This is a genomic window from Chryseobacterium carnipullorum (assembly GCF_003815695.1).
Lineage (GTDB): Bacteria > Bacteroidota > Bacteroidia > Flavobacteriales > Weeksellaceae > Chryseobacterium > Chryseobacterium carnipullorum.
Genome location: NZ_CP033920.1, coordinates 2,054,318 through 2,069,352 on the forward strand (window position 1 = coordinate 2,054,318; position 15,035 = coordinate 2,069,352).

Sequence of the window (15,035 nt, forward strand, 5' to 3'; positions counted from 1 at the left end):
AATGTCAAGAAATGTCTGAAAATATAGATTACATTAATTATTCCTGCTACTTTACTGTTTTTCGCGAAGGGGAACAGTTTGTTTCGTGCAATGCTTTGTCAATGGTAATTTCCGGTGAAATGGAACTTAATGATGGGGTTCACCGGCAAATGTTTCGTAGTGGAGATATTTATCTGGTCAGGAAAAATCAATTATTGAAATTTTTGAAAAAACCTGGGGAAGAAGCAGAATTTAAATCATTATCCATCAGATTTGATGATGAAATGCTCAATGAAATGATTTCGGAAGAGCAATTTATTCTTCCTGAAAGATTAAAGATGCCTGCCTTTATTGAGGTCTCTGAAGTAAAGCATCTGAAATATTTCATGGAATCTTTACTGCAATACAAGGATTTGCTGGAAAATAAATCTCCTGAACTGGCTTTATTAAAACAGAAAGAAGCCTTAATTCTTTTATTCGGACATGATCACTCATTGAAAAATATTCTGTTTGATATCTCAGATCCCTATAAAATAGATCTTGAAAGTTTTATGCAGAAAAATTATCATTTTAATGTGAAGCTGGACCGCTTTGCTTATCTAACGGGAAGAAGTCTGGCCACCTTTAAACGCGACTTTGAAAAAATATTCGGTACTGCCCCGAGAAAGTGGCTGCTCGAAAAGCGACTTAAGGAAGCGCATTATCTTTTGAAAACAGGCAGAAGAGCGAGTGATATCTATCTGGATCTTGGTTTTGAAAATCTTTCTCATTTTTCATTTGCTTTCAAGAAACAATATGGTTTGCCGCCGAGCATGCTTTCCGTATAATGTAGATAATAAGATAAAGGTAAATGAAAGTGTACTGAAATAGGGCATTAATTTAATAACGATTTTAATAAAAAAAGAGAGTCTGTAAAACACAGGCTCTCTTTTTTGTGGAGTTGGAGGGACTACTAAATATATGTGAAAATCAATCAATTAAAGTTTAAAAAAATGATTTGTATCAACGGTTGTGTATGTAATTCTAATATTTCTTTGTAAAATAGTTATCTAATTTTATCAAATCAACCTCATCCCGCTGACTTATTTTTTTCCTTAGTTGTGCATACTGTTTTGTAATCTTACCATTGTAGATTTTTTTTTAGATATTTACAGGTGGTACCACAACAAAAACTGTAATATTCTGTAATAGAAAAAATTTAATTCCAATACTATTTAATTGAACTCTCATTTTAAAATTTATTCAATAAAAAAAACTCTAATATAGGAGGCTTTTAATTATTGTTTTATTAGGATAATTTCTTTAGGTAGTGGTTCTGGTCTCTGATCTGCTGGTTTTCCATGATAGAAGCAGTCGGTATCAATAAGATTGCTGGTTTCCATAAATTTAAATTTAATTTCTGTTTTTGAACTATTCGTAAATTCTATAAAAATGCGACCACCTTTAAAACAAAGCTCAGGATCTACATAGGATAATACATATTTTCCATTGGGGAATATTTTGCCCCCTGTTATTTTAGCACTATTATCGGCAATACTTAAATTATCAAATAATATATTTCCAGAAGGATCTTTAACTTGAAATTTACCAACTAATAGATCTCGATAAAATGGATTGTTTTTTAGGTGGGTATCCAAATAGTGTTCAATTTTTTTAAAATTAATCAAAAGTGCTTTACCATTCCAAGTCCCTTTCCAAGTCCCTTCAAATGCGGGAAGATCATTGTTAGTATCCTTTATATATGTATTATTCGGGACATCTGTATCTGTTGTTAAAGGATATACTTGTGCTTTACATTTTATACCTATTATAAGTATTGTAAATAAAATTATGTTTTTCATTTTATAAGTTTTAAAATTATTGAGGACAATCATCGGTGTCCATACCTCTAGTAGTTGGATTGTAGGTCATTTTAGTTGCAGAATTAGCTGTTACCCTAAATACTTGAAGCCCAGGTTTATTAACCACTTCTGTAATGAACCTGGTAAAAACTTCTTCTACTTTATTTTGTGGAAACTCTCCATCTTTATCAATAATTTTTGCCATTTCATCTTCGTACCACTTGTCCCAAATCAAGCTAGTATCATAATCCACTCCTCCTGGGTGAGTAGTCCCTGTATACTTTATTGTATAACTACCCTCAGATGTTACTACAGTTGAATAGGCATCCTCATAGCTTCCTGCATATTCTCTTGCATTTTTTAAGAATGTGTTAATAAAGGTTCTTACGTCTGTAGGAGAGAAAATTTTTATACTTCCGTCTGCATTATTGTGAGAATGGAAAAGTCCTGATATTCCTGTTTTATCATCTGGAAGATCTAGTCCCTGTGTTCCCGGAGCCCCATCTATTTGTACAAATCCAGACTGAGCTATAACTCCCTTTGGAGGTTGTTTTTCATAATATCCTCTTTCTTTATTCATGTCGAAAATATCCTTTTTGTTCAGATCAGCAAATTTTTGAGAATATTTCACATTAGCCTGTTTCTCTTTAATTTTTTCGCATGGGCTTAATTGGGGCCCATCAGGGGAGGGGCTATTTCCTTCACCCCCACCGGTTCCACCGGGGCCTTCAGGATTTAGGCAGTTTTCATAAGGTTTACATCCTCCTGGAGGGAGATTATCTCCATTCCATACTCCACCAGTATATCCTCCTCCAGCTCCGGGCATCGTAATAATTACTTCTCCTGTATCACAAGGTGATCCGTCAGAACTGCAATTACCATTTCCTTTAGCTGCAATTCTTTGAGGTAATGTGTTTTTTAAGATATGCTTCTTTAAACAATTCTAATATTTTATTGTAGTTTTCTGCTTCAGTATACATTTTCAGAAATTCTACTTGAGTATCATTTTCCTTTAGTCTGGCAATAATAATACCATCTACTTTTCCATTTTTTATGAGTGGAAAAAGCGTAAATTTTTCATTGCCCTTTGTGGTGAAATCCTGAGAATGGATATTTAGTTCTACATATTCATTCGCCATTTCTGATGAATTTTTCAATGCTTTTCTCAGTGCTTTCGCAGTGTGTTGGACATTGTTAATTTCGTCATAGTGCTCTAGTAATGTTTTGAAACCTTTTGCATAATTAATTGTTTCTTTTCCCTGTGCAGTAAATACTCTAAACTTAGTAGGAGGTAATTCTTCACTACTATTAAGAAGATCTTCAGACCGACAGGAGTGCAGGGATATGGCAACTAGAAAAGCTAGAACCACCGGGATAGTTAATTTTTTTGTCATATATTTTAGTTTTTCGGTCCAAATATAGTTTTTTTTCTACATATGGTGATAAAATCATCTATGGATTTCCGTAATGCGAGAAACTAAAATTTCATATAGTGAATAATTAATGTTACAGCTAATCGGACATTCAAGAATACGCCTTTATTACTTGAAAATAAGTATTTTAAAAGGATTGAATCCAAATTATTTTTTATCTAAATTCCATATAATATACTTGTCCAATTCCCTTAAATCCACCTCATCCCGCTGATTTAATTTTTTTCTTATCCGGGCGTATCGTTTGGTTATTTTGCCATTGTAAAATCTTTTGAAGTATTTCTTATGCAGTTCAAAATATAAATGGTCATTGAATTCTGCTCCAAATGCCTTATTCCATACCCTCCATATTTTAGGCTCTATTTGTTTTTCATACATTAAATGAGGGTTCGCGGTGCGGTGTTGAAAATAGCCATTGATAAGGTGTAATTTACGACAATATCGGCCCGTGAAGGGACAAATGAAAAACCAAACTAAACCTTTTCCTAAATTGGAGGTTTTAGAGGCTATTTTTACTTGATAGTTTATTTTTTTATCATTGTTAAGAATATAATTCAATGTTAAAACCCCGGCATCATTATCTGTACTGCTATGTACAGAAATACTATTTTTATCCCCTGTTTTATTACTCCATGTTATAACTCCCGACTTTATAGAGTTAGGTATTAGATACTGATGCTTAGATAAAAATTTAAGATCTAAAAATCTCAGGTCTTCGACCGTTATCGGAAAAGTAGCATATCTTCCCATATGTTAAATTTACGTCTAATTTTCGAAACCTAAATTATTAAGGAATCCCGTAAAACAGTTTTCTTATTAAAAGTTATATTTGTGCCAAATTAACGACTATGAAAAAAATGATGATTGCAGGTGCAATTCAATTTGCATTATTTTTAAATGCTCAAAAAACAAGTAATTCTCAAAACGGTTCAATATCCTATGGTTTGAAAGGTGGTTTAAATATTTCAAATGCAACAGACAAGTCATTTACATACGGCTATGGCTATTCGAATCAAAAATCAAGAATTGGTTTTAACGCAGGTGCATTCGTTAATATTCCAATTTCAAAATCTTTCAGCATTCAACCCGAATTACTTTTTAGTCAATATGGATATAAAACAGAATATGATTTCCGTATAATAAATACGGAAGATGGGTACGATCCATTACTTGTCGGAAATAAAGCGACATACACAACGAATTTAGGATATATTGTAATTCCGATAATGGTTCAGTATAGCATCATTCCTAATTTATATGTAGAAGTTGGTCCCGAATTTGGGATTAACATAATTGCCCAAGAGAAATATACAGAAACAGCTGATAGTTATTTGCAAAATAGGACAATAGATATCAGTAAAGATTTTTTGAATACTTTTAATTTCGGTGTTGGAGCTGGAGCAGGGTATTATTTTACCGACAACATAGGAATTACAGGAAGATACATTTTTGGGTTAACCGATACGACAAAAAATCCTTACAACATACCTAATAAAACTGAAATAAAAAATAAAGCGTTTCAAGTTGGTTTAGTGTACAAGTTTAAATAAGTGTTATTTAAAAATAAATACAATGAAAAAAATAAACATTTTTTTTCTATTCTTAATATTCACATCGTCCTTTGCGCAAGTATCAAATTTTCCCTTAGATAATGGTCAGGTTCAGTGGCAGAAAGTGTATGAAACAACTCTTACGCAAGAGGAATTAATGGCTTTAGTTAAAGATTCTGGTAAGTTCTCCAAACAAAGTGACAATAATGAAAATTTTAGCGGTTCTTTTTCTGAACTTATGGCCGACTACAAAGGTGCCGGATTTTCTGGTATGTCAACGACATTTTTGCGATACTGCTATAATGTTATTAATTAAAAAAACAAAATGAAAAAAATACTTTATTTATTTCTACTTTCACCGTTATTTCTTTATTCCCAAATTGAAAATTTTTCTATTGTAAATAATCAAATTCTATGGCAAAAAGTTTATGAGTCAAAATTAACAAAATCTGAAGTTATTCATTTATTAAAAAGTTCCAATAAGTTTTCTGAGTTATCTGATAATGAAAATACAATATATGGTGCAACTCAAAATTTGAAAGTCGATTTTAAAAGGTTTTCAAATTATCCGTCCATATATGTACAACATACAACAGTTATTTCTAAATTTATTATAGATTTCAAGGAAAATAAGTACCGAGTTACAGTAAAGGATATAGTTGTTCATGACCCCGGCCAGAACAACCATATTCTTAGAGATATTAATCTTGAAAGATATGGTCTAAAAAATAAAAATACAGAATTTAATAATAGATTCATTGATACAAATGCTAAATTTTACGACTATACTTTTTTTAATTTATTCCATTTCGATAATGAAAAAGATACACAAGATTGGTAACTTTTGTAATATTTAGGTAGTGTCTCACTAACTGTGTAAGTTGAAAAGTTATTCTGGAAAATTTTGAGCCCTTAGAGCTCAAAAAATTTTACGGAAATAACTTTTTATTATTTTTAACATTACATAGTTATGATTGACAAAGAAGATTTATTAAACAACAAGGATTTCTACAAATCCTTTAAGAATGGGGAAGATTTAACATCCTTCTTCAAAGAACTGCACAAAAAAGCCGTGGAGCATATGTTGGATGCAGAGCTGGACAGTCATCTGGATAACGAAAAGCATGGTAAAACAACTAATGGAAATTATCGAAACGGTCATGGAACCAAAAAGATAAAATCGTCTTTTGGGGAATCCGAGATTAAGGTTCCCAGAGATAGAGAAGGTAGTTTTGAGCCCGCATTAGTTCCCAAAAGGCACAACATTATCGATGGTTTAGAAAACATCATCATCTCATTCTATGCCAAAGGAATGAGCGTATCAGACATTGAGGAACAAATCCGTGAAATGTATGATTTTGAGGTTTCTACTTCTACCATATCACGAATAACCAATGCGGTTGCAAGTGAAGCAGTAAGTTGGCAGAACCGCCCGCTTGAAGATTTGTATCTCATTGTCTGGATGGATGGGATTGTTTTCAAAGTAAGGGAAAACTCCAAAGTCATTAATAAAACAGTTTATCTGGCTGTTGGATTAAGCCGTGACGGGAGAAAGGAAGTATTGGGAATGTGGCTTGGAAAAAATGAAAGCTCAGCATTCTGGATGAGTGTTCTCACAGATTTAAAAGCCCGTGGTGTGGAGGATATTCTCATCACCGCCACCGATAATTTAAACGGATTTACCCAGACGATCCGCTCTGTCTTTCCCGAATCTCAAACCCAGATTTGTGTTGTGCATCAGATCAGAAATGCCTGCAAATATGTGGTATGGAAGGACAGAAAAGAATTCTCTGCCGATATGAAGCATATTTACACCGCTCCAACAAAACAAGCAGCTGAACAAGCACTCAATGATTTTGCAGATAAATGGGAAAGTAAATATTCTTATGCTATCCAATCCTGGAGAAACAATTGGGATGAACTTACTGTATTTTTTGATTTTCCTTTAGAGATCCGAAAAATCATTTATACAACTAATTTAATTGAAAATCTAAACGGAAAAATCCGAAAATACACCAAAAACAAAATGTCTTTTCCTACTGATGATGCCGTAATGAAATCAGTGTATCTGGCATTAAAAGAAGCTACTAAAAAATGGACGATGCCTATCCAAAATTGGGGCATTGTTCTCAATCAATTTATCCTTATTTTTGAAAAAAGGCTCAGATTATAAAATCCAAGCCTAACTTTTTAACTTACACACTTTGTGGGATAGTGTCAATATTTATTTACAGTAACATATTTGAGCATAATAAAAAATCTAAATGTTAACTTTTGTTAGGTTCTAAAACAAAACTGCAACTGATTAGCGTTATAGTTTCTTTTCTCAAAACTTTTACGGCAATTCCTTTTATTGCTATCAACGTCACGAATATTTTTACAGATGAGGTATATTTTTCTTTCATCACTTTGTTGTTTTCCATGGTCTGTTAGATATCTACTTGATAATTCTTGAAATAGGTCGGAATCATTTATTTTAATATCTCTTAGAGTTGTTTCTCTTAGGAATTTACTCCCTTTCTTTTGACTTGATATATCTATTCCCGTAATTATACATCTATGCAAATATGCATTTTCCACGTTTATCTCTTTTGTGCTAGTAGTGTCGTTTATTAAAAAACCCGGATTAATGGTCGTTTTCTGTGTGGAAATTGCATTATTTAATAGTTGGTAAATTTTGTCGATCAATTTCAATTTTACCTGTAAATGTATATTATCATGTCTAATCAAACCATCGTAGTATTTTATTTTATTATCTCTAAATATATTGCGTTTTTCATTGGTTATTAAATTACTCCAATACTCCGAATTGTGCTCTTTTCTTGTTTTTGATATTAAGTTAATTACTAAAACTCTCTCCCATTCCAAGAGTAGAGTATCAGCGAATTTTTCATATTTAAATACATTAAGTAAATCAAGTGCTGTATATATTTTTTGCGTTCTTATGTATTTACTCTCTTTACTTTTTACTTCAAATCTTAAGGTATTTGGATCTATTCTATACCCGGGATTAGTGGCAAACTGTATACCCTTAGCATAGACTTTAATCTGTTTATATTTTGTCGTATCACTCCTTTTTGAATAGATGTATCTTTCATCGGGAATAATGAATTGATCTTTATTGTGATAATATAAACCGTTCATAATATTCTTAATATCATCATGAAGGATAATATTCACGCCAAATTCCAAATTAACTACCTTTAAATAACTGTATTCAGACTCTTTTATATTAAGATAACAAAGAACGTCTTTTATAGATTTAATTGCCTGTAAAGGGGTAAAATCATCTCCATTATGCTGGTAGTTATTTTTATGATAATGTGGACTTATATTTATTTCTACGTGTCTATATCCTATAACTGCTCCTTTCAGCATTATGGTACGAAAATCTAATCTGAGTTTCACTCCATACCTTTTATGAGAAAGAGAAAAATATCTATTATTTTGTGGTTTGCAGACTATGAAATCGGGATGACAGTATAGTCTTTCTATGATTGGCCGATTGTCCAAAAGAAACTTAGTATTATCAATCATTTTTAGTACATTTGTTATTATTGTAGTGGTTGCCACTATTACAAAATTGAACAATTAGGGAGCGGTTTTACTCGTTCCCTTTTTCGTTCATATGGTTTAACATTACTTTTATTATTTCATTAACTGTACTAAAGCGGTCGGTTCTATTAAATGGGTAGAACTGCGGACAAATACGTATGTATATCATTTCCCAATCTTCGGGAATGAATACCACAAATAAAGATTTTTTATCCTTTATCGGTAAATCTGCATAGTAGAAATTAGGAGTTGCGGTAGGACGTAATCCCGTAATGGTACATTTACTCCAGTTAGTTGTATTTCGGATTTTAAATAGGTTTTCCGCTCCTGTGCTGGAATTGTATCCATTATTCTTTTCGGTTCTTATCAGTTCAGAAAATGCAATCTTTTCGTAATTGGATAGTTTATATTGTCTGAATGATTTTTTAACCTCATCGAGCGTGTAAATCATTCCGTAATGGCCAGGTGTATGTGTGGTTGCCGTTTTCATATTAACTTAATTTATTTTGGTTAATAATCTGCTCCACTTCTTCACGTTTGAAGTACACACGATTGCTAAACCCATAACTTGGTATAAGGTTTTCTTTCCTCCATCGGTGGAGGGTTGAAAGGTCGATTTTTAGGAGTTTACAAACTTCGGAACGTGTTAAATATTCCGTTGGTTGTTTGGGTTGAAATTGCGCAGAAAGGCGCGCTGTCAGTTCAGGAATTAAAGAGTTTTTTAACTCTGTAATTAAATCGGTCGGATTTGTTCCGATAAATTGGATTTGACTCATTTGCAATATTGTTTAAATTAATACTGCAAAGATTAAAATGAGTTATTCCGTCATTATTCCGCTGTTATTTCTATTTTATTCCATTACTATGAAATAACATCATTTTTTTAAATCATTATAATTTTTTGTGTGTTTATCTAATTGCGTTTGATGTTTTTTTGTTTCCCCTTTAATTTCTCTATTTAGATAATCAAAACCAAACAATTCTTTTATTAACTTCTTATATGCTCTATGCTCAATGTTGTACTCTCTACCATTATTTAGCACTCTATAAATTTGATTGTATTTTGTAAGATCATTAAATCTTTTATCAGATGAGCGGAAGTTTTCAGAAAGATAATTTAATAAATCTTTATCAATACCCGTATCTAAATCAATATTTTTAATTGTGTCATTGTTATTACTTTTTGTAATTGGTTCATTAGATTTTTTATTATTTCCTTGTAATTTACTATTTAATAAATTTTTCAACCTATACAAATTCATGAATTCATAAGGAAAAAGAAGTTGCTCTTTGTTTATAATTGGATTGTCAAAATTAAACCCTTTTTCTTCTGCCTGTCTTCTAAATTGTTTCTGTTTTTCAGTTAATTCATTTGCTTCAATGCTTTTATAATAAGGAATTTCTAAACCTTTTTCTTTTCTTAGAGCGATAGCAGAATCTACCTCATCGAAAGAAAATTTAGCCTCTATTTCTTCTTTTTCGACAAACAAGTAAAATTCTAAATCTTTTAAAACACTCCTGATAATTTCACTGTCAAAGTTCTCTGTATAGTTTTTTAACAGTTTATAAATGTCAAATTCTGCTATGTCTTCATTTCTTATAAAATCGAAAATTTCATTAATATTCCATGCGTCTAAGTTTGTTATATTATTATCTTTACCATTAAATAAACTCAAGTTATAATCATGAAACATTTTGTAACTGTTGGGATTTTTAGCAACCTCAATAATAAAAGATAAGTTTTTATCAGGATATCTATTTGCAATCCAACTAAAAAACTCTTTAATATCATAAGGTTTAATAATACCATTGGTGTGAAAAAAGGAACTGTAAGAGTGTTGGATTTTTTGGTATTCAGTTTCGTATTCTGATAATATTAAATTTGCGTCTTTTGCTGCATTATTCAGTAGCTCTTGTAAATCTTCGGGTAGTTTAGCATTTTTATATTTCTCTTCAAATTCTTTTCGATTCATAGTGCAAAAACTTGATTAAACAATTTTTAAATAAGATTCCATTTGCTCCTTTACTCTCAACGCTCTTTGAATCTTTTCCGTTTTATCGTACAAACTTACCATAGCATCGGTTTTGTGACCTGTTTGAGTTTTCATATTCTCTTTTCCTAATGCCTGTAAAAAGTTTGTTACATAGCTCCTGCGGAATATATGACTGCTCACTAATTCCCATTTTTCAAATTCTTTCACAATTTTTTTACCTCTTCCTCCCTGTTTTTTATCTTTTATCCCTCCAATCATTTTTTGAGTTAAACCAGCTATTCTACAAACGTCTTTAATGTATTCATTTAAACGCGGGTCTGATATTTTTCTTGGAAATTCTCCGTTTCTTTTTACTAAAACTTTTAAAACTTCGGGATGTAAATAAATGTATTCTTCTGCATCATGCGTTTGGTTTTGGATTTTCTTTTGTCTGAATTTTAAAATATCTCCATCAACAAGATTTTTTGAAGTGAAATTAAGTAGGTCTGAAACTCTTGCACCTGTGTAAAATCCTATAATCATCCAATCCCTTGCGTTTTCTAAGTAATCATGTGGATAGATTGTGTTTTTTATTTGTTCAATTTCCTGGAATGATAGAATAGGGGGTGTGTATGTTTGTCTTGGAGTGATAAACTCCCAATGTAAAACTTCGGAATTAATTACAACCTTTTTTTTAGATGCAAAACTGCACACGGTTTTAATGTATTTTAAATCCTTAACAATTGTATTTGCGCTAAACTTTTCAGACTGCATATATTCAGTTAAATTGTCTCTAAAATCATCATCAATATTTTTTAACAAAAGTTTTTTATCAAATAAAATGATGCGATTTTTGATAGTAGTGAGTTTTTTTCGGGTAGCTTCTGTAATAGGTTCTTGTTTGCCCTCAATCCTTTTACTTTTTTCTTTTATGTAATGATCAATAAAACTTACAAAATCGTTAGGAATTGCCGTTTTTGTTGTTTTAGGTTCATTTTTTTTTGGAAAAAAAGAATTGTTGTAAAACTCTTTTATTTCCTCAATTGTTGCATTAGGATTATTTGCAAGATATAGAAACATTGCATCTTTAAATACTCCAAGTTTTGAGTTAAAATTAACAATATCTGAATTGTGATTTTTTTCAACAGTATCTTTTGGGTTTTTAATTATATCATCTGTGTTTCTTAACTCTGTGTGTTCATTCCATTTTTCTGAATTAACTATGTAGGGAGTTTTAAGAATGAGTTTAAAATCTCTTCCCCTTGTGTAACGGAAATAAATAGTTGAGGTTGCTCCAGTTTTAGAGCGTAAAAATAACTTGATTGCCATTGTGCGAAAATTTGAACAAATCAAAGTTAGTAAAATTGTTGATACAAAATGAAGTATTTAAGATTTGTATCAACGTTTGTGTCAACGAAATGAAATGTAAAACAATTTGATGCAATTAAAAAAACAAAAACAAAACTATGTTAAACTGTTTGTTTGTGCGGTTTACATGAATAATGGCAATAAAAAAGGCACTTTGTTAAAAGTGCCTAATTTCATTAAATGTGGAGTTGGAGGGATTCGAACCCTCGTCCAAACAAGCAATACATAAGATTTCTACATGCTTATTCTACCATTGATTTTCGACTGAAGGCAGAGGGCAGACACCCAACATCCAGCTTATCTTCTGAGGTTTTCGAGTTTCAGCCGAAGCGTCTGAAGCCTTATTTCTACATTCCTATATCCCAGGATCAAACGCCGTAGAACGGAGCATTTGTGAGATATCTTGCTTCCTTACTATCTTCGGGAAAGCGCTTGAATCTTACTTTATTCGGATTAAGCTGCAAGAGCGAACTCTTCGTTGCCAGTTAAAGTTGTGTAGCAAGGGATTTAAGAGATCGCGCTACGGTTCTCTGCATGCTTACTTACCCATTGATCTTGCTGTCGAAACCAGTCAACCCCATGAATTAAGTAATTGCAAAGATAAAGTTTTTTGTTTATATACCGTTCATAATATAGGCTGCTTTTTAGAATTATGCTGACGTAAGAAAGTTGGGCAATGTTTTCTTAGATAAAATAATGATTAATTAATTGATTTTCAGTATATAAAATAAATATTGCCTATGGGGTATTGGTGACTTATCCACATTGCAAAGTTTTTTTGTGGATAAGTTATTTGCTTTTTTTTAATTAAATCGGGGTTAAATTTTGAGGTTTAATAAAAAATGTCTAGTTTTGCAACCCAAAATGAGATGTAAAGTATGTTAATAATTCCAGTAAAAGATGGTGAATCCATCGACAGAGCATTAAAAAAATATAAAAGAAAATTTGATAAAACGGGTACAGTTCGTCAATTGAGATCTAGACAAGCGTTTATTAAGCCTTCTGTAACTTTAAGACAATCTAGACTGAAAGCCGCTTATAAACAAAGAGGGCTTAGCAAGGAAGAGCAGGCTTAAGAATTTTTCTTAACCACATAATAATTCACTTCTTAAATATTCTTATATTTGAGAGGTGAATTTTTGTTTTTACACCTTACGTAATGTTGAATAAATATTTAGAATATTTGCAGTTCGAAAAGAGGTATTCACCTCATACCGTTACAAGCTACAAAAAAGATCTTGAGGACTTTTCTTATTTCTACCTCAAAACAGAAGCTTCCGAAGATATTTCCCGGGCAGATAAAAAAGTGATCAGAAATTTTATCGTTGAACTAAGCGAAAATAATATTTCGAAGAGAAGCATCAATAGAAAACTATCATCACTGCGAAGTTTTTATTTATTTCTTTTAAAAATAGGGGAGATTAAAGTTTCTCCCACCGAAAGTATCTCTTCCCTTAAGTTTTATGCTGAAAAACAGATTCCTATCTCACAGGAAGAAATGCAGACGCTGAGTGACGATTTCCTGTCAGAGAACCATGATCTTCTTGAAAAATGCATTATTGAAGTATTATATCAGACCGGTATCCGGAAAGCCGAGCTTTGTGGCCTGATGTTTGAGTATGTTAATTTAGACGGAAACGAGCTAAGAGTAATAGGAAAAGGAAATAAAGAACGCTTTATTCCTATATCCAAAGATCTCTCGGATCTGCTTAGAAGTTATCTTGAAGTAAGGAAACCTGAAAACGGGCATCAGGCATATTTTTTGGTCAATAAAAAGGGTAAAAAACTCTCAGAAAAATTTGTTTATGTGGTAGTTAATAAGTACCTTAGTCTTGTAACAACGAAAGAAAAAAGAAGTCCTCACATCCTTCGGCATAGCTTTGCTACGCACGTTTTGGATAATGGGGCGGAGATCTCCAAAGTAAAAAAAATATTAGGGCATTCCAGTCTTGCCAGTACTCAAGTCTATACGAATGCCAATATTGAACAATTGAAAAAAGTGTTTAATCAGGCTCACCCGCGAGCATCTAAAAAAGAAGAATTATGAAGATCACAGTTCAATCAATTGGTTTAACACCACACGAACCATTAGAATCACACATTGACAAAAAAGTAAGCAAATTGGAAACCTTCTATGATAAAATTCATGAGTGTAAGGTTTTCTTAAAAGTCGAAAATACCTCGGATCGAAGTAACAAAACTGCTGAACTTATTTTGGCCGTTCCGGGAGACGATATCGTAGTAAAAAAGACATCTGAAACTTTTGAAGAAAGTTTAGACCTTTGTGTTGATACAGCTAAAAAGCTACTAATCAAGAAAAAAGAGATGGCATAGAAAAAAAAGATAAAAAAAGTCATAAAAAAGTTTGAGAATTCAAAAAAACCGTTCTATATTTGCACTCGCAAAAAGGGAACAGCGTTCTTTTGAATTCTTTTTAATTATGCCTCCATAGCTCAGCTGGCCAGAGCACGTGATTTGTAATCTCGGGGTCGTGGGTTCGAATCCCTCTGGAGGCTCATTTAATATAAACTTTTGGGAAGATTCCAGAGTGGCTAAATGGGACTGACTGTAACTCAGTTGCTTCGGCTTCGCAGGTTCGAATCCTGCTCTTCCCACTATTTTATATTAAAAAAAAGTCTTGCAGGTTTCAAGAAGTTTTCTTAGATTTGCAAACCGTTACCAATGATTTTGGAAACAAAATTGCGGAAGTAGCTCAGTTGGTAGAGCGTCAGCCTTCCAAGCTGAATGTCGCGAGTTCGACCCTCGTCTTCCGCTCAAAAATCAGACTCAAAAAGAATGATTTTTTAAACAACTGAAAAGCTCAGAGTAGAATTTTCTCAAAAGCTTTCAGGCGTAAAATTAAAATTGCCTCCATAGCTCAGTTGGCTAGAGCAGCTGATTTGTAATCAGCAGGTCGTGGGTTCGAGTCCCTCTGGAGGCTCAATTTTAATATAAACTTTTGGGAAGATTCCAGAGTGGCTAAATGGGACTGACTGTAACTCAGTTGCTTCGGCTTCGCAGGTTCGAATCCTGCTCTTCCCACTATTTTATATTAAAAAAAGTCTTGCAGATTTAAAAGAATTTTTCTAGATTTGCAAAGCGTTTACCAATAGTTTTGGAAACAAAATTGCGGAAGTAGCTCAGTTGGTAGAGCGTCAGCCTTCCAAGCTGAATGTCGCGAGTTCGACCCTCGTCTTCCGCTCAAAAAAAATCACGCTGATTGGTGTGATTTTTTTAGTTAGTGCCGACTTAGCTCAGCGGTAGAGTGCTTCCTTGGTAAGGAAGAGGTCACGGGTTCAAGTCCCGTAGTTGGCTCTCAAATTTCCCGAATTTACT

17 protein-coding genes, 7 tRNA genes and 1 other RNA gene are annotated in these 15,035 nt (G+C 32.5%); 15 read left to right on the forward strand and 10 right to left on the reverse strand.

Annotation, left to right across the window (positions count from 1 at the left end):
* Positions 1-11 precede the first annotated feature (11 nt).
* Positions 12-806, forward strand: coding sequence for an AraC family transcriptional regulator (locus tag EG346_RS09330; RefSeq protein ID WP_123878196.1), 795 nt, complete (start codon positions 12-14; stop codon positions 804-806).
* Between the two features lie 450 nt (positions 807-1,256).
* Here EG346_RS09330 and EG346_RS09335 read toward each other — a convergent pair whose 3' ends face one another.
* The 4 genes from EG346_RS09335 to EG346_RS24780 all read right to left on the reverse strand — a co-directional run bounded on the left by EG346_RS09335 (position 1,257) and on the right by EG346_RS24780 (position 3,631).
* Positions 1,257-1,820 (reverse strand): DUF6705 family protein, encoded by a 564-nt coding sequence (locus tag EG346_RS09335; protein WP_052202437.1) that lies wholly within the window; start codon positions 1,818-1,820, stop codon positions 1,257-1,259.
* A gap of 16 nt (positions 1,821-1,836) precedes the next feature.
* Complete coding sequence (locus EG346_RS09340) at positions 1,837-2,646, reverse strand: hypothetical protein (protein ID WP_123878198.1); 810 nt, start codon at positions 2,644-2,646, stop codon at positions 1,837-1,839.
* Between the two features lie 61 nt (positions 2,647-2,707).
* Entirely contained in the window at positions 2,708-3,214 is a 507-nt protein-coding gene (locus EG346_RS09345; RefSeq protein WP_123878200.1) for a hypothetical protein, read from the reverse strand.
* Positions 3,215-3,400: 186 nt separating this feature from the next.
* On the reverse strand, positions 3,401-3,631 hold the full coding sequence (locus tag EG346_RS24780; RefSeq protein ID WP_123897610.1) for a hypothetical protein: 231 nt from the start codon (positions 3,629-3,631) through the stop codon (positions 3,401-3,403).
* Positions 3,632-4,101: 470 nt separating this feature from the next.
* Here EG346_RS24780 and EG346_RS09355 point away from each other — a divergent pair, with 470 nt between their 5' ends.
* The 4 genes from EG346_RS09355 (at position 4,102) to EG346_RS09370 (ending at position 6,976) form a co-directional block, all read left to right on the forward strand.
* Positions 4,102-4,803 carry a porin family protein gene (locus EG346_RS09355; RefSeq protein WP_123878204.1) on the forward strand — a complete coding sequence of 234 codons (702 nt, stop codon included), beginning with the start codon at positions 4,102-4,104 and terminating at the stop codon, positions 4,801-4,803.
* Between the two features lie 22 nt (positions 4,804-4,825).
* A complete protein-coding gene (locus EG346_RS09360) occupies positions 4,826-5,119 on the forward strand; it encodes a hypothetical protein (RefSeq protein ID WP_123878206.1) in 294 nt (97 codons plus the stop codon).
* 9 nt (positions 5,120-5,128) lie between these two features.
* Entirely contained in the window at positions 5,129-5,644 is a 516-nt protein-coding gene (locus EG346_RS09365; RefSeq protein WP_123878208.1) for a hypothetical protein, read from the forward strand.
* Positions 5,645-5,773: 129 nt separating this feature from the next.
* Positions 5,774-6,976: an IS256 family transposase gene (locus EG346_RS09370; RefSeq protein ID WP_123878212.1), complete on the forward strand. Its 1,203-nt coding sequence runs from the start codon at positions 5,774-5,776 to the stop codon at positions 6,974-6,976.
* A gap of 104 nt (positions 6,977-7,080) precedes the next feature.
* On the opposite strand, the gene EG346_RS09375 is transcribed toward EG346_RS09370, so the two are convergent.
* The 6 genes from EG346_RS09375 to ssrA form a co-directional block, all read right to left on the reverse strand.
* The gene (locus EG346_RS09375) at positions 7,081-8,340 is read right to left on the reverse strand and encodes a hypothetical protein (protein ID WP_123878214.1); all 1,260 of its coding nucleotides are present in this window, start codon (positions 8,338-8,340) and stop codon (positions 7,081-7,083) included.
* 67 nt (positions 8,341-8,407) lie between these two features.
* Positions 8,408-8,848, reverse strand: a complete 441-nt coding sequence (locus EG346_RS09380) for a hypothetical protein (RefSeq protein ID WP_123878216.1) — start codon at positions 8,846-8,848, stop codon at positions 8,408-8,410.
* A 1-nt stretch (position 8,849) separates the two neighbouring features.
* Complete coding sequence (locus EG346_RS09385) at positions 8,850-9,134, reverse strand: helix-turn-helix domain-containing protein (RefSeq protein ID WP_123878218.1); 285 nt, start codon at positions 9,132-9,134, stop codon at positions 8,850-8,852.
* 99 nt (positions 9,135-9,233) lie between these two features.
* Positions 9,234-10,331: a hypothetical protein gene (locus tag EG346_RS09390; RefSeq protein ID WP_123878220.1), complete on the reverse strand. Its 1,098-nt coding sequence runs from the start codon at positions 10,329-10,331 to the stop codon at positions 9,234-9,236.
* A 15-nt stretch (positions 10,332-10,346) separates the two neighbouring features.
* Entirely contained in the window at positions 10,347-11,660 is a 1,314-nt protein-coding gene (locus tag EG346_RS09395; RefSeq protein ID WP_123878222.1) for a tyrosine-type recombinase/integrase, read from the reverse strand.
* Positions 11,661-11,879: 219 nt separating this feature from the next.
* Positions 11,880-12,278, reverse strand: a transfer-messenger RNA (tmRNA) gene (gene ssrA, locus EG346_RS09400).
* A 299-nt stretch (positions 12,279-12,577) separates the two neighbouring features.
* On the opposite strand from ssrA, the gene rpsU reads away from it, so the two are divergent.
* The 10 genes from rpsU to EG346_RS09450 all read left to right on the forward strand — a co-directional run bounded on the left by rpsU (position 12,578) and on the right by EG346_RS09450 (position 15,014).
* Positions 12,578-12,775, forward strand: a complete 198-nt coding sequence (gene rpsU / locus EG346_RS09405) for a 30S ribosomal protein S21 (protein ID WP_034723363.1) — start codon at positions 12,578-12,580, stop codon at positions 12,773-12,775.
* A gap of 83 nt (positions 12,776-12,858) precedes the next feature.
* Positions 12,859-13,746 carry a tyrosine-type recombinase/integrase gene (locus EG346_RS09410; RefSeq protein WP_123878224.1) on the forward strand — a complete coding sequence of 296 codons (888 nt, stop codon included), beginning with the start codon at positions 12,859-12,861 and terminating at the stop codon, positions 13,744-13,746.
* Positions 13,743-14,033 (forward strand): HPF/RaiA family ribosome-associated protein, encoded by a 291-nt coding sequence (locus EG346_RS09415; protein WP_073329672.1) that lies wholly within the window; start codon positions 13,743-13,745, stop codon positions 14,031-14,033. The genes EG346_RS09410 and EG346_RS09415 overlap by 4 nt, the downstream gene beginning before the upstream one ends.
* A 108-nt stretch (positions 14,034-14,141) precedes the next feature.
* Positions 14,142-14,215, forward strand: a tRNA-Thr gene (locus tag EG346_RS09420).
* A gap of 18 nt (positions 14,216-14,233) precedes the next feature.
* A tRNA-Tyr gene (locus EG346_RS09425) sits at positions 14,234-14,314 on the forward strand.
* Positions 14,315-14,401: 87 nt separating this feature from the next.
* Positions 14,402-14,474 (forward strand) — tRNA-Gly (locus EG346_RS09430).
* Between the two features lie 92 nt (positions 14,475-14,566).
* Positions 14,567-14,640: transfer RNA gene (locus EG346_RS09435), tRNA-Thr, on the forward strand.
* 20 nt (positions 14,641-14,660) lie between these two features.
* Positions 14,661-14,741 (forward strand) — tRNA-Tyr (locus tag EG346_RS09440).
* 87 nt (positions 14,742-14,828) lie between these two features.
* Positions 14,829-14,901, forward strand: a tRNA-Gly gene (locus EG346_RS09445).
* 41 nt (positions 14,902-14,942) lie between these two features.
* Positions 14,943-15,014: transfer RNA gene (locus EG346_RS09450), tRNA-Thr, on the forward strand.
* The last annotated feature ends 21 nt before the right edge of the window (positions 15,015-15,035 follow it).

What these genes read in the sequence shown, in the direction of transcription:
- EG346_RS09330 (WP_123878196.1), top strand. Translation starts at nt 12, where the DNA reads ATGTCTGAAAATATAGATTACATTAATTATTCCTGCTACTTTACTGTT.
- EG346_RS09335 (WP_052202437.1), bottom strand. Translation starts at nt 1,820, where the DNA reads ATGAAAAACATAATTTTATTTACAATACTTATAATAGGTATAAAATGT.
- EG346_RS09340 (WP_123878198.1), bottom strand. Translation starts at nt 2,646, where the DNA reads ATGCCCGGAGCTGGAGGAGGATATACTGGTGGAGTATGGAATGGAGAT.
- EG346_RS09345 (WP_123878200.1), bottom strand. Translation starts at nt 3,214, where the DNA reads ATGACAAAAAAATTAACTATCCCGGTGGTTCTAGCTTTTCTAGTTGCC.
- EG346_RS24780 (WP_123897610.1), bottom strand. Translation starts at nt 3,631, where the DNA reads ATGTATGAAAAACAAATAGAGCCTAAAATATGGAGGGTATGGAATAAG.
- EG346_RS09355 (WP_123878204.1), top strand. Translation starts at nt 4,102, where the DNA reads ATGAAAAAAATGATGATTGCAGGTGCAATTCAATTTGCATTATTTTTA.
- EG346_RS09360 (WP_123878206.1), top strand. Translation starts at nt 4,826, where the DNA reads ATGAAAAAAATAAACATTTTTTTTCTATTCTTAATATTCACATCGTCC.
- EG346_RS09365 (WP_123878208.1), top strand. Translation starts at nt 5,129, where the DNA reads ATGAAAAAAATACTTTATTTATTTCTACTTTCACCGTTATTTCTTTAT.
- EG346_RS09370 (WP_123878212.1), top strand. Translation starts at nt 5,774, where the DNA reads ATGATTGACAAAGAAGATTTATTAAACAACAAGGATTTCTACAAATCC.
- EG346_RS09375 (WP_123878214.1), bottom strand. Translation starts at nt 8,340, where the DNA reads ATGATTGATAATACTAAGTTTCTTTTGGACAATCGGCCAATCATAGAA.
- EG346_RS09380 (WP_123878216.1), bottom strand. Translation starts at nt 8,848, where the DNA reads ATGAAAACGGCAACCACACATACACCTGGCCATTACGGAATGATTTAC.
- EG346_RS09385 (WP_123878218.1), bottom strand. Translation starts at nt 9,134, where the DNA reads ATGAGTCAAATCCAATTTATCGGAACAAATCCGACCGATTTAATTACA.
- EG346_RS09390 (WP_123878220.1), bottom strand. Translation starts at nt 10,331, where the DNA reads ATGAATCGAAAAGAATTTGAAGAGAAATATAAAAATGCTAAACTACCC.
- EG346_RS09395 (WP_123878222.1), bottom strand. Translation starts at nt 11,660, where the DNA reads ATGGCAATCAAGTTATTTTTACGCTCTAAAACTGGAGCAACCTCAACT.
- rpsU (WP_034723363.1), top strand. Translation starts at nt 12,578, where the DNA reads ATGTTAATAATTCCAGTAAAAGATGGTGAATCCATCGACAGAGCATTA.
- EG346_RS09410 (WP_123878224.1), top strand. Translation starts at nt 12,859, where the DNA reads ATGTTGAATAAATATTTAGAATATTTGCAGTTCGAAAAGAGGTATTCA.
- EG346_RS09415 (WP_073329672.1), top strand. Translation starts at nt 13,743, where the DNA reads ATGAAGATCACAGTTCAATCAATTGGTTTAACACCACACGAACCATTA.